Here is a 26,730-nt window from a genome sequence, read left to right as displayed (position 1 = left end):
CTTCCTTATCCGCCGATCAGCACCGAACCGTCGGGTGCGACGACACCATCGAGCGTGCGATTGGTCGAATCCGTGACCACACGCACCATCTCTCCCTCGCCCGCGCTGGCAAGCGCCCGGCCCCGGCCGGTAATGACCAGACCGGCGCTCTTCACCACGATGAGCACCGGCTCACCGCGACGCACCAGCCGGGGGGTGATGACATCCATCACCCGGATCACCGAACCCGGTGCGATCGTACGCTTCGCCTCCATACCGCTGGCCGACTTCACATCGAGCGCGCCGCGCGCCAGCGATGCGGGCCGTTCTTCCAGCACGAAATCGCCGGCGTTCAGCACATCGCCGCGCATGACCGGATGCGCCAGGACCGCGACCTCGACCGTTTCCGGCGCCGCAATAGCGGGCGCGGCAACGGCCGGGACAAGGGCAAGCGCGAGGAGAAGCGCGCGGATCATCGCATCTGGCTCGTCGTGGACAGCATTTCGTCGACCGTCTTCACGACGCGGCTGTTCATTTCATAGGCGCGCTGCGCGGTGATGAGCGCGGTGATTTCGGCGACCGGATTTACGTTCGACGCTTCGATAAAGCCCTGCTGGATCGTGCCGAAGCCCGGATCGCCCGGCGTCGCGACGGTCGGCTGACCCGATGCGGCGGTTTCGAGGAACAGATTACCGCCCTGCGCTTCCAGCCCCGCTTCGTTCATGAAGGTCGACAGCTGAAGCTGGCCGACATTCTGAAGGTCCGGCTGACCAGCGACCTTTACCTGCACCTGGCCGGTTTTCGACACGGTAACGTCGATCGCGTCCTGCGGAATATTAATGCCGGGCTGAACGATCAGACCGTCCTGCGTCACCAGCTCGCCCTGATCCGACACCTGAAACGACCCGTCGCGGGTGTAGCCGGTTTCGCCCGAGGGCAGCGTGACCTGAAAAAAGCCGCGACCCTGAATGGCGAGGTCATAGCGATTGTCGGTCTGGCTCAGCGATCCCTGTTCGCTGATCCGATACACGCCGCCGGTACGCACACCGGTACCGATCTGAATGCCGCTGGGGATTCGGTTATCGGGACCGGACTGGGCACCGGGGCGCGACACCTGCTGGTACAACAGGTCCTGAAACTCGGCCCGCTGCCGCTTGAACGCGGTGGTGTTCATGTTCGCGATATTGTTCGAAATCACATCGACATTGGTCTGCTGGGCAAGCATCCCGGTGCCGGCGGTGAAAAGTGCACGCATTTCGAATTCTCCTTATCAGCCGAAGCGGCCGAGCTTGTCGATGGCGGATTTGCGCATGTCGCCCAGCGTTTCCGCCATCCGCATGCTGGATTGATACGCGCGCAGGATCGCGACCATATTGGTGGTCTCGACGATCGGCTGGACATTGGACCCTTCGATCCCGCCGCTGCGCAATTTGGTCTGTTCGGCGGTCAGTTCGCGGCCGCCGGTGCCGGTAAAAGTGCCGTCGCCACGCGGATCGACGCTGCCTTCATTGTCGAACACGGTGACCGCGATCCGGCCGATATCGCCGTCCGGCCCGCGGATCGTGCCGTCATCGCCGATGGTCAGGCGACTCGCCTGTTCGGGCGGAACGGTGATCGGACGCCCCCGCTCGCCCAGCACGCGCATCCCTGCGGCGTTGGTCAGCGACCCGTCCTGTTCGACCTTCAGATAGCCCGCGCGCGTATAGGCAGTGCCGCCGTCGGGCGTCTGAACGCTCAGATAGCCCGGCCCCTCGATCATCACGTCGAGCGGATTGTCGGTCACCTGAAACGTGCCCGCGCTGGTATCGTGAACAGTGCCGTAATCGAGCACCATCGACGTCGTGCGCGTCGCCGCGTCCGGCCCGCCGCTTTTTTCGACATATTCGTGGAAAAGCGGGTCTTCCCGCTTGAATCCGGCCGTCGAAAGGTTGGCCATATTATTGGACACAATGTCCATCCGGCGGCGCAACGCCTGTTCGTGGCTCAGCAATACATAGGATGTGACGTCCAAGGCAGCGGCCTTTCAAAAATCTGATCAGTTTTTTGCGACTAGGCAAAATTTGCCTGCTCACTCTCCTATAATAGGACCAAACTGCCGGTCCGGTCGCGGACCCGCGCAAAAGGAAACGGGAAATGAGCGAGGACACAGCAGAGGTTTCGAACCAGCCTGCCGAAGCAGTCGAGCCGCCGAAAAAGGGTAAGAAAAAGCTGATCATTGCCGCCGTGGGTGCGGTCGCGCTTCTGGGCGGCGGCGGCGGCGCTGCTTATGCCTTTCTCAGCAGCAGCAAAGCCGAACCGTTGACCGACGAGAGCTATGCGACCGAGCCGACCGACCATTCGGTCACCACGCATGGCGAGGAAACCTTTGTCGACGTACCCGCGATGATGGTGAACCTGCGCAGCACGGACGGCAGCGCCCGCTTCCTCAAAGTGCATTTCATGCTGGTGCCGGGGCCGCACACCACGTCCGATACGCTGAAGGCGAAGCTGCCCCTGCTGATGGATGCATATCAGCCGTTTCTGCGCGAATTGCGGCCTGAGGATCTGAACGGATCGGCAGCGGTGTTCCGCGTGAAGGAAGAGTTGCTGGTTCGCGCCGATCAGGTGCTTGGCCACGATCAGGTGAAAGACGTTCTTATTCAGGATCTTATTCAGCAATGAGTGACGATTTCGAAGATTTCCTGCCCGATCCGCCGAGCGGCGATTTCGATCCTGACATTCCGCTGGATCAGGCGGGCATTGACGCCCTGTTCGGCGATGTCGGTACGCCGGTAGAACCGAAACAGGGGCTGCGCGCGCTGATCGAATCCGACGTGGTCAGCCATGAACGGCTGCCCATGCTTGAGGTGGTGTTCGACCGCATGGTGCGCATCTTCGCGACATCGATGCGCAACCTTACCTCTGACGCGATCGACGTGAATCTGGAAGAAGTCTCTTCGGTCCGCTTCGGCGATTTCATGGGCCATGTCATGCTGCCTGCGATGATCGGCGTGTTCCGGGTCGAGGAATGGGAGAATTACGGCCTCATCACCGTCGAATCCGGGCTGATCTATTCGGTGGTCGACGCACTTCTGGGCGGCCGTCGCGGCGGCGATTCGATGATGATCGACGGGCGCGGGTTCACGACCATCGAAACCGATCTTGTCGGACGGATGCTTCGTCATGCGCTTGCCGATATGTCGAGCTCAATGGCGCCGATCACACCGACCACCGTGTCGCTGGAGCGGATTGAGACCAGCCCGCGCTTCGCCACGATCGCCGGGTCGACCAATATCTGCGCGGTCGCAACCTTCCGCGTCGATATGGACGAACGCGGCGGGCGGTTCAGCATCCTGCTTCCCTATGCCAGCATCGAACCGGTGCGCCACCTGCTGGGCCAGCGGTTCATGGGCGAGAAGCTGGGCCATGATAATATCTGGGAATCGCACATGGCGAACGAAATCCGCAAGACCGAGGTCACGCTCGACGTGGTGCTGGGCGAACGGATGCTGCCGCTGGCGCAGGTGCGCGATTTCGATGTGGGGCAGACGATTTCGCTGTTCCACGGTCCCGATGAGCCGCTGGAATTGCAATGCGGCGGGATTCCGCTGGGCCGGGCGCAAATCGGCCAACGATCCAACAACGTCGCGGTGCGACTGGTTTCCGACATCGCAAAGGGAGTGCAACCATGACCTTCACCCTGATCGCCAATATCGCAACGATCCTGTTGTGCGCCGCCGTCACGGTTCAGAGCGTGCGGATGATGCGCAGCCTGAACGCGGTGAAGCGCGGCGACCTGGCCCAGGTGGTCAGCGCGCTCGATCAGGCGACCATGCAGGCGCGGATCGTGATGTCGGAAATGAAGGGCACGCTGAAGCGCTGTTCGGATTCGAGCGATGCCCTGATGCGCGCGGAAGCGATTGCCGAGGAACTTCGCATGATGACCGAGCTTGCCGATGCAAGCGCCGAACGCCTGTCGCAGGTGCGCGACAGCGCACCCGCCAAGCCGCTTGTGAAGCCCAAAGGCGCAGCAAAGCCGCGCCGTGACACCGGCGATGCCGGAACCAAAGAAGCTGCGGCAAAGACCGCTGCGACGGAAAAGGAAGCCGCATGATCCGCCTTCCGCTGCTACCCCTGACGGCGGCGGTCAGCGCGCTTGCCGTCGTCGCCAATGGCGCGGCGGTTGCCGGTGACGCCGTCGGTCAGCCGCAGGAAACGCGTCTCGGTAACGAGATCCGGTCCGATATGAAGGCGCAGCAGAGCCGCGAGGCGCAGCGCCAGCGTGCGCTCGACCTTCGCGAACAGGCGCTGAAGGCCGCGCAGGCGCGCATGAAGCGCCAGCTTGACGAAGGTCAGGCAGCAACGGCACCCGCCGATGGTGCCGGCGGTGCGGCCGGAGGCGACAATCCGAGCGAGCAGCGTTTTGCCGATCTCGCCCGCATCTATCAGGCGATGAAACCGGCCAAGGCAGCGCTCGTTCTCGAAAAGCTCGACCCCGATGTCCAGCTGCGCATCGCCCAGCATATGCGGGAGCGCAATGCAGGATTGATCATGGCGGCGATGACACCGCAGGGCGCGGCTGCACTCAGCATGGGTCTGGCACGCGGTATTCCGGTCCGCGCAGAGCCTATGAAAAAGGCGGTGGATTGAGCGAGACTAAGAACATCACCACAGATTAGGCAATGTTACCGTATTTTTACGGGGGTGGCGTCTCACCCGAAAAGAGAAGATAGTCGGCGGTGCAGTAAAGGACACTATCCCTTCAGGACGCTTCAATTGGGGTCTGGTTTGCCCGCTTCTGATGACCCACGATCGCGGTCGCTGCGGCAGGCCGCGATTCTCGCGTCGGGCTTGATGTTGCTACGTGGCGATCCGGTGCTGCAGGAACGCATCCATATATTGATGGAGCGCACCGGCGCATCCATGGCCGGGGTCACGGTGATCGATCACGACACCTGCTGGCTGCCGATCTGCCACAGCGCGTCGCTGGAATCGATTTCCGTGTCGGAATCGCTCTGTGCGACCGTGGTTTCGCAGAACAAACTGTCGCTTATCGCCGACCTCACGACCGATCCCGTATTGGGGACCCATCCTGCCGTTGTCGGGCCGATGAAAGTCCGCGCTTATGCGGGCGTGCCGTTAAAAGGAATATTGGGCAGCGCGATAGGCAGTGTCTTTGTCGCTGATACCAAAGCCCGGTCGGATTTCGATGATCGGGTGATCGCCCTGCTGCATGTCGAAGCGGAATATATTCAGGACGAGATAAAGCTGGAACGGCGTCGCTACCGCACGCGCCATACCGTGGTGCCGCCGATGATGGAGCTTATCCGCGAGGCGATGCGCGCAGGCGACGACGAACTGGTCACCATGCTCGACAAGATCCTGCAGAGCGTCGATCCCGCCGCCGGTCGGTAAGCGACTTCCGATTAGCCTGCAGGCGTAGTGCGCACTTCGATCAGCAACACGCGCGCGGCAGCGGGATCGGCGTCATGCGCGGCCTTGTCCAGAATATGCGATAGTTTGGACGCATCGACCGGCAGCCGCGTGGATACGTTCAGCCGCGCGAACTCCGCTGCCGCCGCGTACAGCGCCGCGCGTACCACCGGCGCGGCGAAGGTCATCGGTGCCTTGGGATCGGGTTCGACCAGCAATACCAGATCGAGCCTGCCGACCATGCGGCTGCCGTCCACGATCGGCACTGACAGCGGCTGCGTCTCCAGCGCAGCCGCGCCCCCGCCGGCGCCACCGCTTTCGCCGCCGGACGCAGCCACCGGGGGCGCCAGCACGAGCAGCGGGATGAGCGGAAACAGGCGAAGCAGACGAACCAAGAATGAGCACTCCTATCGGGGTGTGCACAACCGGCAGCGTCCCCACGCTCCTATAATAGGATGAAAATCGAGCCACCGGGTGAAGCATGAGTCATGACCAAAAGCCGACACGCGTTCGCGTCGTCGGTTCCAGCACCGCGAACGCGCCGACCAACGCCGCAGGAAAGCTCCAGACGGGAGCGACCGCGAATGCTGCCGACGGGGCCGCACAGGCTGAGCAGACCGCATCGCGCGGTGGACGTATCGGCCTGATCCTGTTGTTCGTCATCGCCGCCGCTCTGGGCGGCGTGCTTCAGGCGTGGTTCCTGCGATGAAAGGGCGGCGCGCGCTTCTCATCACCGCGCTGCTGGCATCGGCGGCAAATGCCCCTGCGACTCAAGACCATGCAGTGGGTGAAGATCATGCGGTCAATTCGACCGCAGGCGACAATGCACCGGATGCCGCCGCAGTCACCGCGATCGACAAGCCCTCGCTCCGGTTCGCCGCCGAACTGGCCCAGATGCCGCTGGACGACAGCGACCAGCCGGTGCCGACGATCGACGCTGCCTGGCGCACCCTTGCACAGGCAAGCGATTCGGGGCGGCAGGCGGCGCGCTGGAACCTCGCCCGCTCGCTTGCCCGTTATGGCAGCCCTGCCGAGGAACTGGGCGTCCTGTCGGTGATGCAGATGGACGATCCCGATCTGTCGCTGGTATCGGCATGGCGTCTTGCCAATGGTGTCGCGCTTGCGCGGATCGGCCGCACCTCGGATGCGCTGGCCTCACTTTCCGATCCCGGCCTCACCATGACCGGAACGGCCTGTGCCTGGCGGATGCGCCTTCTCGCCCGGATGCATGACTGGGAAGCGGCGGGCAAGCAGTTCCGCTGCGCCGCCCCCGCGATGGATGCTATGCCGGCATGGAGCCAGCACGATTTCCGGATCGCCGCCGCCCAGACCGCAATCGGCATCATGGCACCGGAAAATGCGATGACCCTGCTCGCACCGCTGGCTGAAAGCGATACGGATGCGAATCTGGTGCGCGGCAAGGCGCTGCTCGCGCTGGGGAAATATGATGAAGGCCTGCTGAAACTGCGCCGGGTCGCACTTGCCGGATCGCCGCAGCAGCGCGCCGCCGCCCAGCTTGCGATCATCGAAACCGGCATTGCCTCAAAAAGCCTGTCCGCAAAGGACGCCGCCGATCAGCTCGACGCGCTCCTCTATCACTGGCGCGGCGATGATACCGAGCGCGAGGCGCTGAAGGTTCGCTGGAAACTCGCTGAAACCATGGGCGACAAACGCGGCGCGCTGGATGCCGGCGCACGCCTGTTTCGCTATTTCGACCTCGGCCCGAAAACCAGGCCGGTTCTGGAAAAGCTGCAGGGCATGTTGTCAAACCTGCTCAACGACCAGCAATTGCCGTTATCGCAGGCGGCGGGCGTTTATTGGGAATATCGCGACCTTGCCCCGACCGGCGGTGCCGGCGATGCCGTTGCTTCGAATCTGGCCGACCGGCTGGCCGATGCCCGGCTGTTCGGACGGGCGGCAGAACTGCTGCGCTATCAGATGGACAATCGCGCCACCGACATCGCCAAGGGGCCACTGTCGGTCCGCATCGCGGAACTGCAACTGCTTGACGGCAATCCGGAAGGTGCGCTGGAGGTGATCCGCGCGAGCGACGGACCGCCTTATCCCGAAACCATGCTGACCGATCGCCGCCGGATGAGCGCTGTCGCGCTGTTCCGGCTCGGCAAGAAGAACGAAGCGATGGCGATGCTCGACCTGGTGCCGGATTCAGCGCCGCTAAAGGCGGAAATGCTCTGGCATCAGCGCGACTGGTCCGGTTTCGTCAAAGCGAACGGCCGCGCGCTGCCCGCTCCGGCGGGGCTCAACGCTGCTGCCGAAACTGCGGTGTTGCGCCAGGCCGTCGCGCTGGCAATGCAGGGCAATGAAGCGGGGCTTTCCGACCTGAAACGACGCTATGGTCCGGCGATGAGCAAGCGACCGAGCGGCAAGGCGCTAGCGCTGCTTACCGACCGTCCCGATCAGGTCGATCCCGGCGCGATCGAGGCAGCGCTCGCCGCCATGCCGGGCGCGGCATCGGCAGGCCCGCTCACCGGGCTGATCGAGGGGGATGCGGGCTGAGGCCCTTTCCTTCGCGCAGATAACCGCCTGTGGAACAGGAAAGGCCCGGCTGCCGACGAGGTGCGCCGGGCCTTTTGCTGTTCTGGTAACACCACGCAGGAAAAAGGGGCTGCGCGGCACATCCGCACAGCCCCGATCGGATATTCGGATCGCGTTGCCGGAGCGGCTGCCCCGGCGCGCTCGTCACCGCAGATAATCCACCAGCGACATGCTGTTGAGCTGGGAAAAGACCGAATAGCTGGCGCGCAGCATCGTCTGCTGCTGGGCAAGATCCATCGCCACCTGACCGAGATCGGCATCTTCGTTGCGCGCGATCACATCATTGAGCACCAACGATCGTTCATCGGCGCGGGTGACGAGCGTTTCCGCCTGCGCCTGACGCCGGCCGTTATCCGCGTTATATTTGCGAACGGTGGTGATACCGGTTTCCAGTTCGGCCTGCGCCGATTTCAGCGCCGCGCTCTGCGCATCGGTCAGCTTCTGATCGAACGGCCCGATCGCAGCGAGTGACTGAAACGCCTTCACCATATCGGTGCCGACTTCATTGGCCAGCACGCCATATTGGACATCGAGCCGGTCGCCCACCCGGGCGCTGGCGCGCGCCGTGCCGTTGGTGAACGCATCGGCAGGATCGATGCCGATCAGGTCGGCGATCTTTTCCGGCTTGAACGGCGGCTGGCTCGAACCGCCGCCGAACAGGGGAACGCCCCCCTCCTGCCCGTTCAGTGCGCTGCGCATCAGGGAAAAGGCAGAATCGATCGCTTCGTTCAGTCCTGCGGCATCCCCGCTGCCGATGGCAGTGAGGATACGCTTGCTCAGACTCATCCCCTCATCTTCGATCGTGCTGATATTCGCATCATATAGCGACAGGGTGGTGCCCAGTCGCTTCGCGGTATCGCCCTGCGCTTCCTGCCGGGCGAGCATCGAGTGCGCGGACAGGGTCCGCACCGCTTCGGTGCCCAGCGACGCGATGTCAGGCGCCTTTTTTCCGGTGGAAAGCTGCGCCTGTGTGTCGGCAAGCGCTTCCTGACTACGCCGAATGGCGTCCATGGTGGTTTTTTGCAAAGGTATCGTGGCGACGCGCATTACCGGTCCTTTCAGCCAATCATCGCTATCAGCGTCTGGTACATTTCGCTGGCGGTAGTCATTACCCGCGCGGCCGCGGAATAGGAGTTTTGCAGCACGACCATCTGCGACAATTCCTCGTCGATATTGACGCCGGCAAAGCTGTCGCGGCGATTGACTGCGTCGTCGCGCCGCGCAGTGGCATCGGCCAGCCGGTCCTTCGCGCGCGAAGCCTCTGTGCCCGCACCGCCGATCAGCTGGTTCGAAAAGCGCTCCAGCGACATCACGCCGTCCTTGCCCAGGTCGATCGGGCTGGTCAGCGAATCGGCATAGCCCTGCGCTCCGCGCGTGTCGGCAGTGCCGAGGGCAAAGCTGCCCACCGTGGCGCTGGTATCGAACAGCGCGATGGGAAGCCGCCGTGTATCGTTGCGGATGTCATCGCGCACCTCACCCACGCCAAGCCCGGCGGCAAAGCCGCTCAGCCCGGAAATCATCGCAAAGGACGCGCCGGTTCCGTTGCGATCGGTCGAATCGACCGGGATCGACAGCTTGGCCCCGGCATAGGCGGAGGCCGGTTCGAACCGGAACCGTCCGACATCGTCCATGCTGAAGCTGCCATAAGCGGCGAGCGGGCCCGAATTCATGTCGTTGACCAGATCGCCCATCGTGCCGCCCGTGGTCGGCGTCAGAGTCATCTGCGCCAGCACGCGACCGCTGCCGTCGCGAATTTCGATACCGGTCGTCTGGCCGGTGGTGAAACCATGCGGATCGGCGGGCGCAAGCCCGGTCGGGGCCAGAACGCCTTCATCGCTTCGGATCAGATCGTTCATGCCGAAAAACTGGGAAAAGCCGACACCTGCGCGCTTTCCGGGATCGGCCGGATCATCGGCAATGACCACGCCCTGCCCCGATCCGGTCGCGCGGATCGACAGACGGCCGTTCGCGAAGCTTGCCGTCGCTGCACTGCCAAGCCCTGCATTGATCGCGGCGACGGCATCATCGATGCTCGCACCTGCGCCCAGTGCGTCGAAATCCACATTGGTTTTTGCGACCAGCTTGCCCGAGGAATCGGTCACCGCGAATATCGTATTGCCGGTGAAGCCGAGCCGGTCGGTCCCGGCGAGCGAGGTACGCGCGCCGACCAGTTCGGAAGGTGCAGGAACTGCGCTGGCGGCATTCGATGCCTGATTCATCGTCCGGGCAAGTCCGGCGAACAGCGAGCCGATCTGTTCGCGCACGCCCGGAAGCGTCCGGTCACGAAGGTCGAGCAGACCGCCCAGCTTTCCGCCTGCCGCAGAGGATTCGATCCGGTCGCCGGTGGGCGTCGAAATATTGCCGTCGGCATCGGTCATACGGATATCGATACCGGGGCGAACCGGCGCACTGCTTCCCGCGCCGCCATTGGGGTAGGAAAGCAGCCGCAGCCTGCCGTCGATCAGCGGCGCTCCGCCGGCGGTGTCGATATTGACCCGCCCATTGGGCTGCAACCGGACATTGACCGCTATCAGGCCGCTCAGTTCCTCGACAGCGGCGTTGCGCTGATCGACCGAGCCCGCCGATGTCTTGCCCAGCCCGTCGAGCCGGGAAACGGTCGCGTTGAGATCGTAGATTCGCGACAACAGGCTGTTGATTCGTTCGACCGTGAAGCCGACTTCCTGATCCGCATCGCGGGTCAACGCATCGACATCGGAGTCGAGCTGTTGCATCGCCGAGATCGAATCGCTCGCTTTCGAAACGAAATTCGCCTGATTCTGATCGCCGCCCAGCGAACCGGTCATCGTGATCGCGGCGGACGAAATCGCGTCCAGCCGCGCGGGCAGACCCGATTCCGCGCCCGGCGTGCCGAGCAGCGCCTGCATCCGGTCGAGATAGGAGGACCGCGCGTCGCTCATGCCGACTTCGGTGGCGCGCTGGTAAGCGGTCGCCTCCAGAAACCGGTCGGCGACGCGTTCGGCCTGGCTCACGACCACACCGCTCACCCGTCCGGCGGTAACCCCGGCCGATTGCGACACGCGTTCGCGCGCATAGCCGGGGGTGCCGACATTGGCGATGTTGGTCGAAACCGTTCTGAGACCCGCCTGCGAGGCGCCCAGGCCGGACAGTGCCGATCCCAATATGTCGTTCAGCGACACTGTCCGTACTCCCTGTACCGAAAGAGGTGCATCAACGCTTCAGGTTGCTGACTTCCTGAAGCATGTCATCAACGGTGGTGATGATCTTCGAAGAGGCGCTGTATGCCCGCTGGAAGCGAATCATGTTGCTGAACTCTTCGGCCAGATCGACCGTTGATGCTTCCAGCGTGCTGGAACGGATATCACCCGCACCCAGCGCACCCGGCTTGTTGATCGCGACATTGCCGGAGTCGTTCGATGCGATATACGCATTGCCCGACAAACGGGTCAGACCGTCGGGATTGGAGAAGGTCGCGATCGGAAGCTGGAACACATCGCGGGTGACGCCGTTCGCGAACGCTGCGCTGACGACGCCGGTATCCGATACCTGCACCGACGAGATGCTGCCCAGCATACCGCCATCGACGGTCGACGTAATCATCGCCGAATCGCCGACCGACTGACGCAGGCCGCTCAGCGTGCCGTTGGTGCCGAGGCCCAGATTGATCTTCTGCGAGGAAGAACCATTGGTCCAGTTGATCGTCGGCATGTCGAACATTTCCGACGTATAGACCGCCGGGTCCTTAATCAGGCTGCCGTCCGCATTGAACTGGATAGGGCCGCTGGCGAGAACGCCACCCGGCGCGGTCATTTCGGTCGGATCGCCATAGACTTCCGCCTGCCACTGGTTCGTGCCGGTACGGACAAAGCCCATGGTCAGCCGGTGCATGCCGCCCTGCGAATCATAGACGTCGAACGAGCGCTTGAACGTCGGGGGCACCGTACCGTTCGCCATGTCGCCGCGATTATAAGTGCCGGTGAACGGCGTCGAGGTCGACTGAAGATTGGCGCTGATATCGATCTTGGTCGTCGATGCGACCGAACCGGTAAGGTCGCTGACGCGAACCGGTTCCAGCGCGTTCAGGCTGCCGGTATTGGTGAAACCGCCGCTGGCATCAAGACGCCAGCCCATCAGGTACAGGCCCGAGGCGTTGCGCAGATAGCCCGAATTATCCGGCTTGAACGAACCGGCGCGGGTATAAGCGACATCCGAATTGGCCTCCAGGCCGCCACGGGTCACGAAAAAGCCATTGCCTTCGATACCAAGGTCGGTCGAACTGCCCGACGCCTGCAACATGCCCTGTTTCGAAATCAGCGATTGCGGCGCAGCGGCGACGCCGCCTGCCGAATAGCTGCTCTTCACACCGCCATCCGTAACGAGCGTGCGGAACTGGGTCGTGGTCCCCTTATATCCTACCGTGTTGATGTTGGTGATATTGTCAGCGACGGCGGCCATCGCAAAGGATTCCGCGCTAAGGCCGGAAACGCCGGCATAGAGGGCCGAATAAAGGCTCAAGAGGGATCTCCCGTCATTCGCGCCCCAAAATCGGCGCTTCGCCCCCATGATAGAGGCAGACGCGAACGTCCGGTCCCATTGCGGGTGCAAAAAATTCCACCCGGCAATTTTTTCCGCCCCCCGCGTCGGGACACGCGCACATGCTTCTATAATTTGCACAATCACCCATTTGGGAGGCAGCGATGCTTCGAATTACTCTGCGCGACGGCGAAGCGCTTATCATCAACGGCGCGCTGCTGCGCGCATCGGGCCGCACCGAACTGAAGGTCGAAAATCAGGCATGCCTGCTGCGCGGGCGTGAGATCATGACGCCGGAAGAGGCCGACACCCCCGCCAAGCGGCTCTATTATGCGTGCATGATGGCCTATATCGGTGAAGACAGCGACAAGCATCGCGATGAAATCATCGATGCGCTGCGCCAGCTGATGCCGACGCTGGAAGATATCGAGGCGAAGGCAGCCTGTGTCGCCTTCGCCAACCGTGTCGCGGTGTGCGATTATTATAAGGGCCTGATTCAGTGCCGCGCGCTCATCGCGCACGAACAGGCGATGACGAGCGACGTCGCTGCTGCCTGAGCGCCACAGCCATGCACAATCTCCTCTCTGCCGCGCGCGCCATCGAGTCGCTGCCGATCGACCGCCGCCATGGCCGGGTCGTGTCGGTTCGCGGCGCGCTGATTGAGGTGGAAGGCCTTGCCGGCGCCGCGCAGATCGGATCGCGCATGTCGATCGAAACCAATGTCGGCGTGCTCGCGGCGGAAGTCACCGGCTTCGAATCGGGCCTTGCCCAGTGCCTGCCGTTCAGCGACCCGCAAGGGCTGATGGTCGGCACCGCTGCATGGCTGGAAGCCAGCAGCTTCGCGGTACGCCCGTGCGATGACTGGCTGGGCCGCATGGTCGACGGGCTGGGCCGTCCGATCGACGGCAAAGCGCCGCTGGTGCGCGGGGCCGAGCCGCAGCCGATCAAGGCATCGCCGCCCGCCGCCGCTGTGCGCGCACGCGTGGGACGCCGGATCGAAACCGGCGTGCGCGCGCTCGACCTGTTCGTGCCGCTGTGCCGGGGTCAGCGCCTCGGGCTGTTCGCAGGGTCCGGCGTCGGCAAATCGGTGCTGCTGTCGATGCTGGCGCGCTGGACCGAATGCGATGTCGCGGTCATCGGACTGATCGGTGAGCGCGGCCGCGAAGTGCAGGAATTTGTCGAGGACGATCTCGGCCCCGAAGGGCTTGCGCGCAGCGTCGTCGTCGTCGCCACGTCGGACGAACCGGCGCTGATGCGGCGTCAGGCAGCGTGGACCACCATGGCGATCGCCGAACATTTTCGCGATCGCGGGCTCAATGTCCTGTGCCTGATGGATTCGGTCACCCGCTTCGCCATGGCGCAGCGCGAAATCGGCCTTGCCAGTGGCGAACCGCCCGCGACCAAAGGCTATACCCCGACCGTTTTCGCCGAACTGCCGCGCCTGCTCGAACGCGCCGGACCCGGCCTTCCGGGTCAGGGGTCGATCACCGGCCTGTTCACCGTGCTGGTCGATGGCGACGATCATAACGAACCGGTCGCCGACGCAGTGCGCGGCATTCTGGACGGCCATGTCGTCATTACCCGGCGCATTGCGGAGCGCGGCCGCTATCCGGCGATCGATCTGCTGAAATCGGTGTCGCGCACCCTGCCCCATTGCCTCGAACCGGAGCAGAATGAAACGCGCCTTGCCGCGCGGCGGGTGCTTTCGACCTATGCCGATATGGAAGATATCGTTCGCCTCGGCGCCTATAAGGCCGGGTCGAACCCGGAGGTCGACCGCGCGGTCGCGATCGCGCCGGGGATCGAATCGCTGCTGACCCAGGGGAAGACCGATCGCGGCGATATGCTGCAATCGTTCGAGAAACTGGGCGAAATGGTGAAGACGGTCGATGAAAACGCCGTATGACGCCGCGCTGCGCGCGCTCGATCAGGAGATGGACGAGCTGAAGCGCGTCATCCGCGATGCGATGGAGCGCCTCACCACGATCGAGGCCGAGCGTAAGGCGATCGGAAAGAGGATCGTCGAGGAGCAGCAGCTTTCGACCGAAAACCATATTCTCTTCGCCGATGCCTATCTCGCCCGGGCACGGCAGCAACGCGCCTCGCTGGACGATGCGCAGCGCACCGCCGAGCAGGAACTTTCGGTGTTGCGCGAAAAAGCGGCGGAGCAATTCGCCTCGATGCGCGCGATCGGCAATGCCGCCGATCAATATCGCCAGAATGTCGAACGCGAGCGCGAACGCGCCGAACAACAACTTGTCGATGATGTGGTGGCTGCGCGCTTTGTGCGCACGATGCGCCATGCACGGGACAGAAAGCGTCAGTCATGATCGAATCCATGGACTTTTCCCGCCTGTCGCCCGCAAGGCGCGCCGATATGATCCATCGCACCGCCATGGCCGATGTTCAGCAACGACTGTGGCAGGCAGCGCTGGGACAGAGCGACGACATGCCCGACGCGAGCGAAAGCGTCGGCGGTATGCGCGGCGGCATGGACTTTGCCAGCATGGTCGCGCTCGTCTCGGGCAATCGGCCCGACATGGTCGCGCGGCCCCGGATGCAACCTGCGATCGCTGTGACCACCATGGAGTCGGCGAACAGCATTGCGTCGAACGGTATCCTGAACCTCGGCGTGAATAATGAGCATTCCGGATCGCTCGAAGCGGCGGCGCGGCGCACCGGCGTTCCCGAAAGCGCGCTTGCCGCGATCGTCGATGCCGAAGCGGCGAAGGACTCCTCGGGCCGCTGGAACGCCTTTTCGCGCAATCCCCGCTCCAGCGCGGCAGGTCTGGGCCAGTTTCTGAGCGGTACATGGCAGGATATGGCGAAAAAGCCCGGTACCTGGCTCAACAAGGTGGCCGCCGATCATGGCTGGCTCGACCAGAACGGCAATGTCCGGTCCGCAGCGCGCGCCGACCTGTTACGCCTGCGCTATGATCCGACGGCCTCGATTCAGACGATTGCCGATTATGCCAGCCGCAATCTGGACTTTCTCGAACGCAAGGGGGTGAATGTCGGCAGCGATGCGACCAGCATCGCCCGGACTGCCTATCTCGCCCATCATCTGGGGCCGGGCGATGCGGTGACCTTCATGACCACCGGTCTGTCGGATCAGCGCGCCGCCACGCTTCTCGCCGCGCAGATCGGCAGCGGCCGCGCCCAAAAAGCGATCGCGGCCGCCGGAGACGCCAGTGCGGCACATCGCGCATGGCTGCGCGGCTATGTGGCAAATAGCGTGCAACCACAACGCTATACCTGATTTATACAGTACCCGCCCGCATATCCGGTTGCTGACTATAAATACAATATCAGCAATTTATAAAAGAGGATATGACGCATGGGAGTGAGCAACGAGATCGTTGATCGCCTTGCGTATGTCGGTTTCACCGACGAGATGCGCGACCAGCTTGCCGCTTTTCTCCCGACGCTTGAGAGCGCATTGCCGGCAATGGTCGATGCCTTCTATGCCAACCTGAATCGCTGGCCGAATCTGTCGGGCAAATTCAGCGGCAGCGGCGCAATGTCGCGCGCGGGCAGCGCGCAGATCAGCCATTGGAAAAAGCTGTTTTCGGGTAAGTTCGACGACGAATATGTCGCATCGGTTCGCCAGATCGGCATGGTCCACAGCCGGATCGGGCTGGAACCGCAATGGTATCTCGGCGGCTATTCCTTCCTGCTGCGCCATATCTTCGAACATGTCGGCAAGGTGACCGGCAGGAAAGGCCTCGGCACCGGTCAGAGCGTCAAGGCGACGAAGCTGTGCGCCGCCATCAACATGGCCGCGCTGATCGACATGGATCTCGCCATTTCCGGCTATATTTTTGAAAACAAAGCGAGCTACGATGCCAAGCTGAGCGGGCTGGCAAGCGAGTTCGAGGCGAATGTCGGGTCTCTCGTCGAACGGCTGGCCTCTTCCTCCAACGAACTGGAGGGCACCGCCCGGTCGATGACCGAAAGCAGCGATCAGACCAACAAGCGCGCCATGACCGTCGCCGCCGCCGCAGAACAGGCAAGCGCGGGCGTGCAGACCGTTGCCTCGGCCGCCGAAGAACTCGCCGCGTCGATCCAGCTCATCGCGCAGCAGATGGGCGAATCGAGCCGCACCACCGACCGCGCCGTCGCCGATGCCCGGCGCACCGACGAAATCGTGCGCACGCTTGCCACCGGTGCCGAACAGATCGGCAATGTGATCGGCATGATCGGCCAGATCGCAGGCAAGACGAACATGCTCGCCCTCAACGCATCGATCGAGGCGGCGCGTGCGGGCGAAGCCGGCAAGGCGTTCGAGGTCGTTGCCGCGGAAGTTAAGACTCTCGCCAGCCAGACCGAACGCATGACCGAAGAGGTCGAGCTTCAGGTGCGCGCGATTCAGGTATCGACTCGCGAAGCGGTATCGGCGCTGGAAACAATTTCGGGCACCATCGCCCAGGTCGCCGAAATCGCCGGCACGATCAACAATGCGGTCAATCAGCAGAACAGCGCAACCGCAGAAATCAGCCGAAATATTCAGCAGACAGCCGCCGCGACTCAGGAGGTTTCGACCAACATCGTGAGCGTCAGCCAGGCATCCGAAGTGTCCGGCGCCGCCGCGTCACAGGTTTACACTTCTGCCGGAGACCTTTCCGAACGTGCAAATTCGCTGTCGGGCGAAGTCGGTCAATTCCTCGCAAAAGTGCGGGCTGCGTAACAGAAACATTGTGGAAATACGTAGGTAGGGTCGTGTTTTCCCATAAGGCAGAAGTTTACGGCTATTAATCCCTCCAAGGCATTCTCTCTCCTACCGGCAGGCCGCAGCGCGACCTGCCGGACCAGATCAGGGGAATGTTAATGTCGAAAATCACCGCCGCTCTCGAAGCCGCAGTCGCAGAGGTCATCGCGAACCTGCCGAAGGACGGAGAGAAGCAGACCAATCGCCAGCGCGTCTATGGAGACCGGGCTTTCGCCAGGGTCCTGGATCTCGTCGCTCCGCGTATCCGCCATTTCATCCGCCAGTACGGCCTGGTCGCCCATTGGGAAGATGCCGAGCAGTGCTGTGCCATCGGCGTACACCGCGCCATTCAGGCTTATGACCCCAGCAAAGCGCAGTTCACCACCTTTGTGAACTGGCAGCTTCGCGGCGAGCTTCAGAGCCTTCGCTTCCGCCTCATGACCGATCAGCGCCCCTCGGCGAAGAAGGTCGAGGCGACCACGGTTTCGCTGCACGCCACCGCCATGGCCGCCGATGGCGAAGCCACTTCGCTGGAAAGCATGATCGAGGACGAGGATGCGCTGGAGCGCACCGAGGCCTGCGCTGCAGAACATCTCGCCGACAATACTCGCGAAGCGCTGCTCGACGCCTATGTCGCGCATCTGCGCGAAGTCGGTATCGATCAGCTCCGCCGCCGTGCCCGCACCCAGCGTTCGCGCCAGAATGACGACACCTCGCTTCCTCGCTTCCGGGCCCGGGGCGCGATCGATGCCGATGAACTGGCCGAGCTGGAAGAGCGTCTCGCAAGCCAGCGCGAAATCGTCGCGCACCGCCTGAACGACGATCTTTCGGATATGACCGACGATCCGCAGGAGCGCGAACGCCTCCGTCAGGTCGCCAAGCGCGCTGCCAAGACCATCGCGAAAATCGCGCAGACCGACGAACGCTTCGGCGGCATGTTCGAACGCCGCAAGCCCGAGCCGCGCCGTCGCGCGACCGATCGCGTCGAGGTCGAGCAGTCGCTGCTTCCCATGCCGAACCCGGGCGAAACCCGCGTTCTCGTGATCGAAGCGCAAGACATGAACGGTATGCCCGTCATGCTGCCGATCGCTCATGAAGCCCAAGCGCGTCGTTCGCGACTGAACTGATCTGTACGAACAGTCCGGCTCTGCAAGGCCGCCCGTTCCGCCTCCCCTGGCCGGAACGGGCGGCCTTTGCTTTTGGTGCAGGTTCCGATCCTCCAGCAGCAAAAGGTGCGCCGCCCTGCCGCGTCGCTTACCTTCATCCGATCGGCCGGAATCGCTGCGCGATAAAATATCTTGACGAGTCAAAGATATAGCTGTTCCTCTGCCGAATAAGAATGTTCCTCGGCAAAGGATATTGTTGACGATGCACGATTTTTTTTGGCCGTCATGCGGGTATCAGATAGGTAACGGTAAACGACACTGAAAAACCGGCTGAATGCAAGCGCACCCGATATCGGCGGCCCCCCGTCAGGCAACGACAATATGCTATCTGGCTGTGGCTGCGATGGCAGTGGTCGTATTGCAGTTTCTGAGTTCGCTGCTTTTCCCGTACGTTGCCTTTTTCACCGCTTCGTCTTCACTCGAAGTCGCCGCAGTCGCCTATACTGCTGTCGGCGCGCTGGCGCTGGCGCTGCTCGGCAGCGGGCTCGGATGGTCGCGGTCGGCGATAGGGTTGCTGTGCGGCATCGCACTGGTGATCGCGCTGGCCAATACTGCGGCAGTGATCTCTTATGATCATGGCGATATGTATCGGTTGCTGTTCGCGCTGATTGTCGGCCCGCTCAGCATCGGCACATTGCTGCTGACCCGCAAATCGCCGCTCACCATGGGCGCGGCGGCGCTGTGCGCGACGATTGCGGCGGGGCCGATCACCGTTTCGCTGTTCAAGATCGCTGATCGGCGGCTCTTTTCCTCGACATCCTATGAGCCGCTCCTTCCCGGCCATGCAATTGCACTGGCACTGATTGCAATCGGACTCCTGATCAGCGCATCGCGACGCACAGCGGATTATCAGGAACAAAGCAGCGGGCGCGGCTTTAAAACACCCCATGCGCTTTTTCTGCTGCTCGCTGCCCCCTGTTTTATCGGCGCGTTTGACATTGTGATCCTGGCGTTCGAGCCGTCGGAGTGGATCGTGCTCGTCACCCTGACCGCGCAGGCGACCGTGATCGGCGTGATGATGCTCTGGGTGTTCCGGATGCTGTATGCCGAGCGTTCGACCGCGCGTATCTTTTCCCGGGTCGCCGATCTGATGCCGATCGCGCTCGTCGATAGCCAGGGCAAGATCATCTACTGGTCGCGCGGCTGCGAAACGCTTTACGGCTGGTCCGCCAGAGAGGTGATCGGCAAGGTCAAGTCAGTCCTGCTCAACTCCCGCGAACCGGCGAATGATTATACACTGCGGGGTGCGGAAGGTTCGAGCGAATATCAGCTGATCGAATCGCACAAGGACGGCAGCACTATCCATATTCTTGAACGCCGGCTGGTAACCGATGAAAAGGAAGCCGGGTCGGTCACGGTGCTTTCGATGACCGATATCGGAAAGCGCGTCGCGATCGAACAGGCGCTGCGCGACAGCGACGAACGGCTGGCGCTCGCTGCCGAGGCGCATGCGATCGGGATTTTCGAATGGCGGGTGGGCGATAACAACGTCCAGTGGATCAGCGACACCGAAACGCAGCTGGGCCTGCCGCCCGGAACCCTGAGCGATTTCCATCGCTGGGCACGGCTGGTGCTTCCCGAAGATCTGGAAACGATCCGAAAACGGCTCGAAGCAACGGTCTGGGCAAAGGCCGAGCGCTTCTCCTTTTTCTACCGGATGCGACTCCCGTCCGGCGAAGTGCGTGCGATCGAAGGGTCGGCGCGCTGCTTTTACGACGAACAGGGCATGCTGATCCGGACGATCGGGGTGAATATCGACGTCACCGCGCGGGTCGACCGCGAAGCGCAACTGGCCGCCCGCGAAGCGCAACTGCGCTCGATCCTGGACACCGTACCCAGCGCGATGATCGTGGTGGATGAAGATGGCGTCATCCTAACCTTCAGCAAGGCAGCCGAGCGCATGTTCGGCTATTCTGCGGCGGTCGCGATCGGCCGCAGGATACAGATGCTGATGGAGGATTTCCGTATCGACATCGATCAGGAAAATCCCGTTCGCATCGGCGAGGCCGGGGACCGGCGACCGGGCGGTGCGCAACATTTGCTAAGCGCGCTTCACGCCGATGGCCGCAAGATACCCGTGGAACTGCGCCTTGGCGAGGCGCGATACAATAACACCCGCGTCTTCACTGCATTTGTGCAGGATATTTCCGAACGACTGGAAAGTGAGGAGCGGCTCGATACGCTGAGAAGCGAGCTCAACCATGTCGGCCGGTTGAACGCGATGGGCGAACTCGCGGCGGGACTGGCCCATGAAATCAATCAGCCGCTCTCTGCCATCGCCAATTATATGGCAATCGCCGAAATCATGCTGGATGATGACCGGGTGAACCACGCCAAGCTGCGCGCGCAACTGGCCGCGGTTCGCCAGCAATCGCTGCGCGCCGGGCAGATCATCCGGCGCATGCGTGACTTCGCATCGAAACACGAAACCGATAGCCGGGTCGAATCGGTACATTCGGTGATCGAGGAAGCGACATCGCTCGTCCTGACCGGTTATGACCGTTTGGGAATCGACATACGATATCAATTGTCCGACGATGCGCTTTATATGTTCGGCGATCGGATTCAGGTGCAGCAGGTGCTGGTAAATCTCTTGCGTAACAGCATGGATGCGCTGGCAGCTGTGCCGCGTGAGGATCGGAAAATCGTTATTTGGTCACGCACGCTGAACGACGATATGCTGGAACTGAGTGTCAGTGATACTGGCCCCGGGCTCTCCAGCGATATACTCGAACAGATTTATATGCCGTTTAAGACCACAAAGGGGGAAGGTGGTATGGGAATTGGCCTTTCTATTTGCCGACGCATTGTCGAAGCACATGGGGGCACGCTAAGCGGCGAAAATATGCCGGAGGGCGGCGCCCGCTTCAGGTTTACCCTGCCCCGCGTCAATAAGCAGGAGGTGTCGGCATGATGCGCAGCGTGTATATCGTCGATGATGATGATGCCGTCCGCAGCTCGCTTCAGGGGCTGCTTGCCGAGCGGCCCGGCCATCAGATCCGCGTCTTCCGTTCGGGCGACGATTTTCTGGAAAGCGTCGAGGCAGAGGATGGCGGCGTGCTGCTGCTCGATTACCACATGCCCGGCAGCAATGGCCTCGATGTGCTGCGCGCCTTGGGCGATCAGCGGGTGCGCTTCGCTGCCGTGATGCTGACCGGCCAGGGCGATGTATCCGTGGCGGTTCAGGCGATGAAGGCGGGGGCGGTCGACTTTCTCGAAAAGCCCTATGACCCCTATCACCTGCTTCGCGTGGTCGAAGCGGCGTTCAAGCGGTTCGAAAGCGAAACCGGCCATCAGGAGCGGTTAAAGGCCGCGACCGACCGGATCGACAAGCTCAGCCCGCGCGAGCGCGATGTGCTGATGGGGCTGATCGAGGGGCGTGCGAACAAGGTAATCGCGCACGATCTCGACTTGTCCCCGCGAACCGTCGAAATCTATCGCGCCAATATGATGGAGAAGCTGGGCGTGGGCAGCCTGTCGGAAGCCCTGCGCGTCGCCTTTGCCGCCGGTCTGGTCCAGGTTCCCTGACGGAACCGGCCAGATCCGCGCGTCACAGGCGTCAGGCCGCGAGAACCGTGTCTGCAAGCCCTTCGAGAATCGATCGGTTGACCTCGATCAGCGGTTCGATCGAATCGCGTCCTGCAATGACCTCGCTCGTATACCGGTCGACCCACAGGCCGATCGATACGAGTGAGGCGCGCAATTCATTGGGAAGTTCGTTCCCCGGCCCGCCGCACAATGCAGCGAACATGTTCCACATCTCGCGATTGCGGTGAAGCGCGGGCATTAACCCCGAACCGCTAATTCCTGCTTCGTGCAGGGCAATCATTTGCCCCGTAATCTGACCGATCAGACGGCGCTCCATAGCGCGCGGCGTTTCGGCAAGGGTGCGAACCTGCTGGTAGGCGTTGAGCGACATATACCTTCCTCTTTGGCCTCAGCGCCCATTTTAGAGGATAAGCTGCCCGCCCGGTCAGGCTTTTAACGGATTTGCCGAAAGCAGTTGTTCGGCATCTTTTATTGATTCACCAAAAGCACCGATCCGCGTCCGACCGACCGCGCTGCATCCTATAATCCCAGAAATCGACGCTTATCGGCGTAGCACGAAGGGATTGTTCGACATCATGCTAAACGGCGTAGGCTTTATCGTCATCCTCGCCTGCGTTTTCGGCAGCTTCATCTGGGCTGGCGGCAAGATGGGCGTGGTGTTGCACGCATTGCCGCACGAAATGCTGGCGATCGGAGGTGCCTCGATCGGCGCCTTTCTCGTTTCCAATCCGATGTCGGTGGTGAAAGCCGCGGGCAAAGGCATCGTGCGCTCCTTCAAGGGCGGCCGGTGGAACAACAGCGACTATCAGGATGTCCTGACGCTGATGTACGCCCTGCTGTCGACGTTCAAGAAGGGCGGTGCGGTCGCGATCGAACCGCATCTCGACGCGCCGGAGGAAAGCGAACTTTTCAAACGCTATCCGCGCCTTCTGGCCGATCATCATCTGATCGAATTCGTCTGCGATTATCTGCGCATGATGACGGTCAGCTTCGAAGATCCGCACCAGATCGCCGAAGCGATGGAAAATGATATCGAAGCGCATCTTCACCACGAGCTGGCACCGCAACATGCGCTTCAGCAAATGGCCGAGGGGCTGCCCGCCATCGGTATCGTCGCGGCGGTTCTGGGCGTCATCAAGACGATGGGATCGATCGACCAGCCTGTCGAAATCCTGGGCGGAATGATCGGCGGCGCGCTGGTCGGGACGTTCCTGGGCGTGCTGCTCTCCTACTGCTTTGTCGGGCCGCTGGCGCTGAAACTGCAGCAGGTGATCGACAATGACGTGAAACCATTTTTTATCATCAAGACCGCTATCGTCGCCCATGCCCAGGGCATGCCGACCCAGGTGGCGGTGGAGATCGCCCGGCGCGCGACGCCCAGCGACCATGCCCCCACCTTCCAGCAACTGGAAACCGCGCTCGAGGAGGCGAAGAATGACCTTGCTGCCCAACCTGTCTGACGTTCCTGCCACCGCGATCGAAACGATCATGCTGCCCGTCAACGGCACCACCGTCACCGCGGAAGAACTGAAGGTCCGTCTCGTTCTCGCCGCAGATCTGGGCGGAGAGATGATTATCGATGCCAGCCAGGTCGAAAGCGTCGGTCAGGCCATGGTCCAGTTGCTGCTGGCCGGTCGGGCGGAGGCGCAGGCCAATGACCATCCCTTTACCATCATCAATGCCAGCCCGGCCTTCAGAGCCAGGATCGAGGCGCTTGGGCTTGCCGGCCCGCTGGGTCTCGTCACCGAAGAGGAAACCAAATCGTGAGCAAGCTGATCCTGACTGTCGACGATTCCGCGAGCATGCGGATGCTGTTGAAGGCCACCCTCACCTCTCAGGGATATCGTATCGAGACCGCGAATGACGGCAAGCACGGTCTGGAGCGGATGCACGAAGTGCGCCCAGACCTGCTCATCACCGACATCAACATGCCGGAGATGGACGGTTTCGAACTGATCGAAGCGGTGCGCGGCATCGGCGATTTCCGCGGCACGCCCATCCTCGTCCTTTCCACCGAATTTTCGGACGAGAAAAAGGCGCGCGCCCGCTCGGCCGGTGCGACCGGATGGATCACCAAGCCTTTTGAACCGACCAAGCTGGGAGCGGCCGTGCGCCGGGTGTGCCCATGAGCGACGAACTCGACGAAATCCAGGCGATCTTCTTCGAAGAATGCGCCGAAGGTCTGACTGCCGCTGAAACCGGCCTGTCGGCAATGCGCGACGGCGATACCTCGGCCGGAACGATCGCGGCGGTGTTCCGCGCGGTCCATTCGATCAAGGGCGGCGCAGGTGCGTTCGGCCATACCGCGCTGACCGCCTTCGCCCATCGCTTCGAAAATCTGCTCGACGAAGTTCGCGCGGAACGGATCGAACCCACCGCACCTACCGTCGCCGTCATGCTGACCGCGCTCGACGTGCTGGCGGATCATGTCGCTGCTGCGCAAGGGACGATGGACCTTCCCGATGACAGCGCTTCGCTGGCCGCGCTCGACGCGATCCTGAAAGGCGAATCGGCTGCTGCCGCGCCCGCCGCCGCCGAAGCGCCCGCGCCCGCAGCGCCGGCACCGGCAGCGCCCGCCGCTGAGGATGACGATCCGTTCGGCTTCGAACCCGTCACGGTCGCCATCACCGATCTCGATTCCTTCGATCTGGAGCTCGACGATCAGCAAAGCGAGAGCAGCCCGGCACCGGTCGCCGCCGGATGGCGTGTGATGTTCGGTCCCTCGCACGAAGCGATGGCAAACGGCGCCGAACCGATGCTGGTCATCCGCGAGCTGGAAGAGATGGGCGGCCGGGTGGTCGGCTATGATGCGGACAACCTCCCGGCGCTTCGCGATCTCGATCCCGAACAGGGTTATGTCACCTGGTCGCTCGACCTGCCCGAATGGTGCGAGGAATCGCGCATTCGCGAAGCCTTCGATTTCGTGGCGCCCGATGCGCTGATCACGGTCGAACGGCAGGAGGCGAACGCGCCTGCGGCCTTCGAAGCACCTGCCGAGGCACCCGCACCGGTCGAAGCCGAAGCTCCGATGCAGGACAATACCCCGCCCGCGACCGGAACGACGGCAGCGCCGGCGGCGGCGGCACCAAAGCCTGCAAAGCCCGCTCCGCTGTCGGATGCACGTGCGGCCGACCACGGTTCGCAGACGATCCGTGTCGACCTGACCAAGCTCGACATGCTGCTGAACCTTGTCGGCGAACTGGTGATCCGCAACTCGATCCTGTCCGACCGGCTGGATTCGGAAGATCAGGAACGCGTCGAACTGCCCGAGCTGGCGCGTCTGACCCGCGAGATTCAGGACAATGTCATGAGCCTGCGCGCCCAGCCGATCCGGCAGGCGTTCAGCCGCGTTCCCCGGATGCTGCGCGACCTTCATGCCGAAACCGGCAAGATCGTCGAGCTGGTCACCCATGGCGAGACGACCGAAGTCGACAAGGGCGTGATCGAGAAGATCGGCGATCCGCTGACCCATCTCATCCGCAATGCGGTCGATCATGGTCTGGAATCGCCGGAAGAGCGCATCCGCGCCGGAAAACCCGAAGCCGGTACCGTCACCCTGTCGGCCGAGCAGAAGGGCGCGCGGATCATCGTCACCGTTTCGGATGACGGGCGCGGCATCGACCGGGCCCGCGTACGTAACAAGGCGATCGAACGCGGCCTGATTTCGGCCGATGCCAATCTGACTGACGAGGAAATCGATCAGCTGATCTGTGCCCCCGGCTTTTCGACTGCGGAAACCATTTCGAACATTTCCGGCCGCGGCGTCGGCATGGATGTGGTGCGGTCGAATGTCGAGGCACTGGGCGGCCGGGTGGACATCAGCTCCACACCGGGCAAGGGAACGACGTTCACGCTGGTCCTGCCGCTGACTCTCGCCATTCTCGACGGCATGGTCGTCCGGCTGGGCGGACAGCGTTTCGTCCTGCCGCTCGCTACCGTGGTCGAAACCCTGCAGCCCGAACCGAATCAGGTGCGTTCCACCACGCCCGACAGCGAAGTCATCGAAGTACGCGGCCAGTATATTCCGATCCGCCGCCTGCCCCGCATGTTCGGGCTGGAACGCGGCGAACGCCGTCCGATCGAGGACAGCCTGATCATCGTGGTCGAAAACGACTCCTCGGGTCAGGTCGGTCTGATGGTCGATACCGTCGATGACCGCCGCGAGGTGGTGATCAAGAGCCTTGAAGAAAATCTCTACCCGATCCGCGGACTGGGCGGCGCAACGATCCTTGGTGACGGGTCGATCGCGCTCATCCTCGACGTGGATGCCCTTACTGCCCCCAACCTGCACCAAAACCGTACGCAAATGAGAGGAATTGCGGCATGAACGACCTGACCCTCGCTTCCGAAAACAAGACCATCGCAAGCATTGACGAGGCGGGCGAAATGAAGATCGTCACCTTCGCCCTGGGCGATCAGGTGTTCGGCATCGACATGCGCTCGCTCATCGAAATCCGCGAATGGGCGTCCCCCACCCCGCTGCCCAGCGTTCCGAACTATATTCTGGGCGTCAGCAATCTGCGTGGCACCGTGATCCCGATCGTCGGCCTTGCCGAACGGCTCGGCTGGGAACCCAGCGTCATCCATCCGCGCTCCTGCGTGCTGGTCGTCGCGATTTCGGGCAAGCAGGCCGGCTTTCTGGTCGATGAAGTCAACGACATCGTCGTCATTCAGCAGAATGCCATCCAGCCCGCTCCCGATGTCGAGATCCAGGAAGCGAACGTTATCTCCGGCCTCGTCCAGGTGCCGAACCGTACCAAGGAAGGCGGCGAGGATTCGCATTCGATGGTGCTTCTGCTCGATCTCGATGCGCTGGCGATCACCCGCCATCTCGATCTGGCTGCCTGA

General features: G+C 62.6%; 28 protein-coding genes. 20 read left to right on the top strand and 8 right to left on the bottom strand.

What is annotated here, in order from left to right; all coding sequences use genetic code 11:
- Positions 1-5: 5 nt before the first annotated feature.
- The 3 genes from flgA to EV664_RS12335 are packed head-to-tail and all read right to left on the bottom strand — an operon-like array spanning position 6 to position 1,990.
- Positions 6-455, bottom strand: coding sequence for a flagellar basal body P-ring formation chaperone FlgA (gene flgA, locus EV664_RS12345; protein WP_133496022.1), 450 nt, complete (start codon positions 453-455; stop codon positions 6-8).
- Positions 452-1,234 carry a flagellar basal-body rod protein FlgG gene (gene flgG / locus EV664_RS12340; protein WP_133496021.1) on the bottom strand — a complete coding sequence of 261 codons (783 nt, stop codon included), beginning with the start codon at positions 1,232-1,234 and terminating at the stop codon, positions 452-454. Before flgG ends, flgA begins: the two co-directional genes overlap by 4 nt.
- A gap of 15 nt (positions 1,235-1,249) precedes the next feature.
- A complete protein-coding gene (locus tag EV664_RS12335) occupies positions 1,250-1,990 on the bottom strand; it encodes a flagellar hook basal-body protein (RefSeq protein ID WP_133496020.1) in 741 nt (246 codons plus the stop codon).
- A 122-nt stretch (positions 1,991-2,112) separates the two neighbouring features.
- Here EV664_RS12335 and EV664_RS12330 point away from each other — a divergent pair, with 122 nt between their 5' ends.
- From EV664_RS12330 to EV664_RS12310, 5 genes are all read left to right on the top strand, one after another.
- The gene (locus EV664_RS12330; RefSeq protein ID WP_133496019.1) at positions 2,113-2,640 is read left to right on the top strand and encodes a flagellar basal body-associated FliL family protein; all 528 of its coding nucleotides are present in this window, start codon (positions 2,113-2,115) and stop codon (positions 2,638-2,640) included.
- A complete protein-coding gene (gene fliM, locus EV664_RS12325) occupies positions 2,637-3,650 on the top strand; it encodes a flagellar motor switch protein FliM (protein ID WP_133496018.1) in 1,014 nt (337 codons plus the stop codon). Before EV664_RS12330 ends, fliM begins: the two co-directional genes overlap by 4 nt.
- Positions 3,647-4,072, top strand: coding sequence for a DUF6468 domain-containing protein (locus tag EV664_RS12320; RefSeq protein ID WP_188656423.1), 426 nt, complete (start codon positions 3,647-3,649; stop codon positions 4,070-4,072). The genes fliM and EV664_RS12320 overlap by 4 nt, the downstream gene beginning before the upstream one ends.
- Positions 4,069-4,608, top strand: a complete 540-nt coding sequence (locus EV664_RS12315) for a MotE family protein (protein ID WP_229668249.1) — start codon at positions 4,069-4,071, stop codon at positions 4,606-4,608. The genes EV664_RS12320 and EV664_RS12315 overlap by 4 nt, the downstream gene beginning before the upstream one ends.
- 204 nt (positions 4,609-4,812) lie before the next feature.
- Positions 4,813-5,373: a GAF domain-containing protein gene (locus EV664_RS12310; protein WP_229668258.1), complete on the top strand. Its 561-nt coding sequence runs from the start codon at positions 4,813-4,815 to the stop codon at positions 5,371-5,373.
- An 11-nt stretch (positions 5,374-5,384) separates the two neighbouring features.
- Here the strand turns inward: EV664_RS12310 and EV664_RS12305 are convergent, their stop codons facing one another.
- Positions 5,385-5,786, bottom strand: coding sequence for a hypothetical protein (locus EV664_RS12305; RefSeq protein WP_133496016.1), 402 nt, complete (start codon positions 5,784-5,786; stop codon positions 5,385-5,387).
- Between the two features lie 86 nt (positions 5,787-5,872).
- Here EV664_RS12305 and EV664_RS12300 point away from each other — a divergent pair, with 86 nt between their 5' ends.
- Complete coding sequence (locus EV664_RS12300) at positions 5,873-6,100, top strand: hypothetical protein (protein ID WP_133496015.1); 228 nt, start codon at positions 5,873-5,875, stop codon at positions 6,098-6,100.
- Positions 6,097-7,908, top strand: coding sequence for a hypothetical protein (locus EV664_RS12295; protein ID WP_133496014.1), 1,812 nt, complete (start codon positions 6,097-6,099; stop codon positions 7,906-7,908). The genes EV664_RS12300 and EV664_RS12295 overlap by 4 nt, the downstream gene beginning before the upstream one ends.
- A 183-nt stretch (positions 7,909-8,091) precedes the next feature.
- Here the strand turns inward: EV664_RS12295 and EV664_RS12290 are convergent, their stop codons facing one another.
- Genes EV664_RS12290 through EV664_RS12280 form a run of 3 tightly spaced genes read right to left on the bottom strand, consistent with a single transcriptional unit; the run spans position 8,092 to position 12,441 of the window.
- Positions 8,092-8,958: a flagellin gene (locus tag EV664_RS12290; RefSeq protein WP_229668248.1), complete on the bottom strand. Its 867-nt coding sequence runs from the start codon at positions 8,956-8,958 to the stop codon at positions 8,092-8,094.
- A gap of 47 nt (positions 8,959-9,005) precedes the next feature.
- Positions 9,006-11,105 carry a flagellar hook-associated protein FlgK gene (locus EV664_RS12285; protein ID WP_133496012.1) on the bottom strand — a complete coding sequence of 700 codons (2,100 nt, stop codon included), beginning with the start codon at positions 11,103-11,105 and terminating at the stop codon, positions 9,006-9,008.
- A 31-nt stretch (positions 11,106-11,136) separates the two neighbouring features.
- The gene (locus EV664_RS12280; RefSeq protein ID WP_229668247.1) at positions 11,137-12,441 is read right to left on the bottom strand and encodes a flagellar hook protein FlgE; all 1,305 of its coding nucleotides are present in this window, start codon (positions 12,439-12,441) and stop codon (positions 11,137-11,139) included.
- 182 nt (positions 12,442-12,623) lie between these two features.
- Here EV664_RS12280 and EV664_RS12275 point away from each other — a divergent pair, with 182 nt between their 5' ends.
- From EV664_RS12275 to EV664_RS12240, 8 genes are all read left to right on the top strand, one after another.
- Positions 12,624-13,016, top strand: coding sequence for a flagellar biosynthesis repressor FlbT (locus tag EV664_RS12275; protein WP_133496010.1), 393 nt, complete (start codon positions 12,624-12,626; stop codon positions 13,014-13,016).
- A gap of 11 nt (positions 13,017-13,027) precedes the next feature.
- Positions 13,028-14,365: a flagellar protein export ATPase FliI gene (gene fliI, locus EV664_RS12270; RefSeq protein WP_133496009.1), complete on the top strand. Its 1,338-nt coding sequence runs from the start codon at positions 13,028-13,030 to the stop codon at positions 14,363-14,365.
- On the top strand, positions 14,349-14,789 hold the full coding sequence (locus EV664_RS12265; protein ID WP_133496008.1) for a hypothetical protein: 441 nt from the start codon (positions 14,349-14,351) through the stop codon (positions 14,787-14,789). The genes fliI and EV664_RS12265 overlap by 17 nt, the downstream gene beginning before the upstream one ends.
- Entirely contained in the window at positions 14,786-15,718 is a 933-nt protein-coding gene (locus tag EV664_RS12260; RefSeq protein WP_133496007.1) for a peptidoglycan-binding protein, read from the top strand. The genes EV664_RS12265 and EV664_RS12260 overlap by 4 nt, the downstream gene beginning before the upstream one ends.
- A gap of 78 nt (positions 15,719-15,796) precedes the next feature.
- Positions 15,797-17,146 carry a globin-coupled sensor protein gene (locus tag EV664_RS12255; protein WP_133496006.1) on the top strand — a complete coding sequence of 450 codons (1,350 nt, stop codon included), beginning with the start codon at positions 15,797-15,799 and terminating at the stop codon, positions 17,144-17,146.
- Positions 17,147-17,286: 140 nt separating this feature from the next.
- On the top strand, positions 17,287-18,294 hold the full coding sequence (locus EV664_RS12250; protein WP_188656422.1) for a sigma-70 family RNA polymerase sigma factor: 1,008 nt from the start codon (positions 17,287-17,289) through the stop codon (positions 18,292-18,294).
- Between the two features lie 382 nt (positions 18,295-18,676).
- Positions 18,677-21,247, top strand: coding sequence for a PAS domain S-box protein (locus EV664_RS12245; protein WP_188656421.1), 2,571 nt, complete (start codon positions 18,677-18,679; stop codon positions 21,245-21,247).
- On the top strand, positions 21,244-21,861 hold the full coding sequence (locus EV664_RS12240; RefSeq protein WP_133496004.1) for a response regulator transcription factor: 618 nt from the start codon (positions 21,244-21,246) through the stop codon (positions 21,859-21,861). Before EV664_RS12245 ends, EV664_RS12240 begins: the two co-directional genes overlap by 4 nt.
- Before the next feature lie 31 nt (positions 21,862-21,892).
- Here the strand turns inward: EV664_RS12240 and flaF are convergent, their stop codons facing one another.
- Entirely contained in the window at positions 21,893-22,252 is a 360-nt protein-coding gene (flaF, locus tag EV664_RS12235; RefSeq protein ID WP_133496003.1) for a flagellar biosynthesis regulator FlaF, read from the bottom strand.
- A gap of 205 nt (positions 22,253-22,457) precedes the next feature.
- Here flaF and motA point away from each other — a divergent pair, with 205 nt between their 5' ends.
- From motA to EV664_RS12210, 5 genes are read left to right on the top strand one after another with little or no spacing between them, the layout of a single operon-like run.
- Positions 22,458-23,342 carry a flagellar motor stator protein MotA gene (gene motA, locus EV664_RS12230; protein WP_133496002.1) on the top strand — a complete coding sequence of 295 codons (885 nt, stop codon included), beginning with the start codon at positions 22,458-22,460 and terminating at the stop codon, positions 23,340-23,342.
- Positions 23,317-23,649 carry an STAS domain-containing protein gene (locus EV664_RS12225; protein ID WP_133496001.1) on the top strand — a complete coding sequence of 111 codons (333 nt, stop codon included), beginning with the start codon at positions 23,317-23,319 and terminating at the stop codon, positions 23,647-23,649. Before motA ends, EV664_RS12225 begins: the two co-directional genes overlap by 26 nt.
- Complete coding sequence (locus tag EV664_RS12220) at positions 23,646-24,011, top strand: response regulator (RefSeq protein WP_133496000.1); 366 nt, start codon at positions 23,646-23,648, stop codon at positions 24,009-24,011. Before EV664_RS12225 ends, EV664_RS12220 begins: the two co-directional genes overlap by 4 nt.
- On the top strand, positions 24,008-26,209 hold the full coding sequence (locus tag EV664_RS12215) for a chemotaxis protein CheA (protein WP_133495999.1): 2,202 nt from the start codon (positions 24,008-24,010) through the stop codon (positions 26,207-26,209). Before EV664_RS12220 ends, EV664_RS12215 begins: the two co-directional genes overlap by 4 nt.
- Positions 26,206-26,730 (top strand): chemotaxis protein CheW, encoded by a 525-nt coding sequence (locus EV664_RS12210; RefSeq protein ID WP_373287512.1) that lies wholly within the window; start codon positions 26,206-26,208, stop codon positions 26,728-26,730. Before EV664_RS12215 ends, EV664_RS12210 begins: the two co-directional genes overlap by 4 nt.

Origin of the sequence: Stakelama pacifica (genome assembly GCF_004361835.1) — a bacterium.
Taxonomy (GTDB): domain Bacteria; phylum Pseudomonadota; class Alphaproteobacteria; order Sphingomonadales; family Sphingomonadaceae; genus Sphingomonas; species Sphingomonas pacifica.
Note: the sequence above shows the minus strand (reverse complement) of the source record. Positions and strands in the feature narration are given on the sequence as shown.

Bases quoted from the DNA above. Each gene is read 5' to 3' on its own strand.
- flgA (WP_133496022.1), bottom strand. From the start codon at position 455: ATGATCCGCGCGCTTCTCCTCGCGCTTGCCCTTGTCCCGGCCGTTGCC.
- flgG (WP_133496021.1), bottom strand. From the start codon at position 1,234: ATGCGTGCACTTTTCACCGCCGGCACCGGGATGCTTGCCCAGCAGACC.
- EV664_RS12330 (WP_133496019.1), top strand. From the start codon at position 2,113: ATGAGCGAGGACACAGCAGAGGTTTCGAACCAGCCTGCCGAAGCAGTC.
- fliM (WP_133496018.1), top strand. From the start codon at position 2,637: ATGAGTGACGATTTCGAAGATTTCCTGCCCGATCCGCCGAGCGGCGAT.
- EV664_RS12320 (WP_188656423.1), top strand. From the start codon at position 3,647: ATGACCTTCACCCTGATCGCCAATATCGCAACGATCCTGTTGTGCGCC.
- EV664_RS12315 (WP_229668249.1), top strand. From the start codon at position 4,069: ATGATCCGCCTTCCGCTGCTACCCCTGACGGCGGCGGTCAGCGCGCTT.
- EV664_RS12310 (WP_229668258.1), top strand. From the start codon at position 4,813: ATGTTGCTACGTGGCGATCCGGTGCTGCAGGAACGCATCCATATATTG.
- EV664_RS12300 (WP_133496015.1), top strand. From the start codon at position 5,873: ATGAGTCATGACCAAAAGCCGACACGCGTTCGCGTCGTCGGTTCCAGC.
- EV664_RS12295 (WP_133496014.1), top strand. From the start codon at position 6,097: ATGAAAGGGCGGCGCGCGCTTCTCATCACCGCGCTGCTGGCATCGGCG.
- EV664_RS12290 (WP_229668248.1), bottom strand. From the start codon at position 8,958: ATGGACGCCATTCGGCGTAGTCAGGAAGCGCTTGCCGACACACAGGCG.
- EV664_RS12275 (WP_133496010.1), top strand. From the start codon at position 12,624: ATGCTTCGAATTACTCTGCGCGACGGCGAAGCGCTTATCATCAACGGC.
- fliI (WP_133496009.1), top strand. From the start codon at position 13,028: ATGCACAATCTCCTCTCTGCCGCGCGCGCCATCGAGTCGCTGCCGATC.
- EV664_RS12265 (WP_133496008.1), top strand. From the start codon at position 14,349: ATGAAAACGCCGTATGACGCCGCGCTGCGCGCGCTCGATCAGGAGATG.
- EV664_RS12260 (WP_133496007.1), top strand. From the start codon at position 14,786: ATGATCGAATCCATGGACTTTTCCCGCCTGTCGCCCGCAAGGCGCGCC.
- EV664_RS12255 (WP_133496006.1), top strand. From the start codon at position 15,797: ATGGGAGTGAGCAACGAGATCGTTGATCGCCTTGCGTATGTCGGTTTC.
- EV664_RS12250 (WP_188656422.1), top strand. From the start codon at position 17,287: ATGTCGAAAATCACCGCCGCTCTCGAAGCCGCAGTCGCAGAGGTCATC.
- EV664_RS12245 (WP_188656421.1), top strand. From the start codon at position 18,677: ATGGCAGTGGTCGTATTGCAGTTTCTGAGTTCGCTGCTTTTCCCGTAC.
- EV664_RS12240 (WP_133496004.1), top strand. From the start codon at position 21,244: ATGATGCGCAGCGTGTATATCGTCGATGATGATGATGCCGTCCGCAGC.
- flaF (WP_133496003.1), bottom strand. From the start codon at position 22,252: ATGTCGCTCAACGCCTACCAGCAGGTTCGCACCCTTGCCGAAACGCCG.
- motA (WP_133496002.1), top strand. From the start codon at position 22,458: ATGCTAAACGGCGTAGGCTTTATCGTCATCCTCGCCTGCGTTTTCGGC.
- EV664_RS12225 (WP_133496001.1), top strand. From the start codon at position 23,317: ATGACCTTGCTGCCCAACCTGTCTGACGTTCCTGCCACCGCGATCGAA.
- EV664_RS12215 (WP_133495999.1), top strand. From the start codon at position 24,008: ATGAGCGACGAACTCGACGAAATCCAGGCGATCTTCTTCGAAGAATGC.
- EV664_RS12210 (WP_373287512.1), top strand. From the start codon at position 26,206: ATGAACGACCTGACCCTCGCTTCCGAAAACAAGACCATCGCAAGCATT.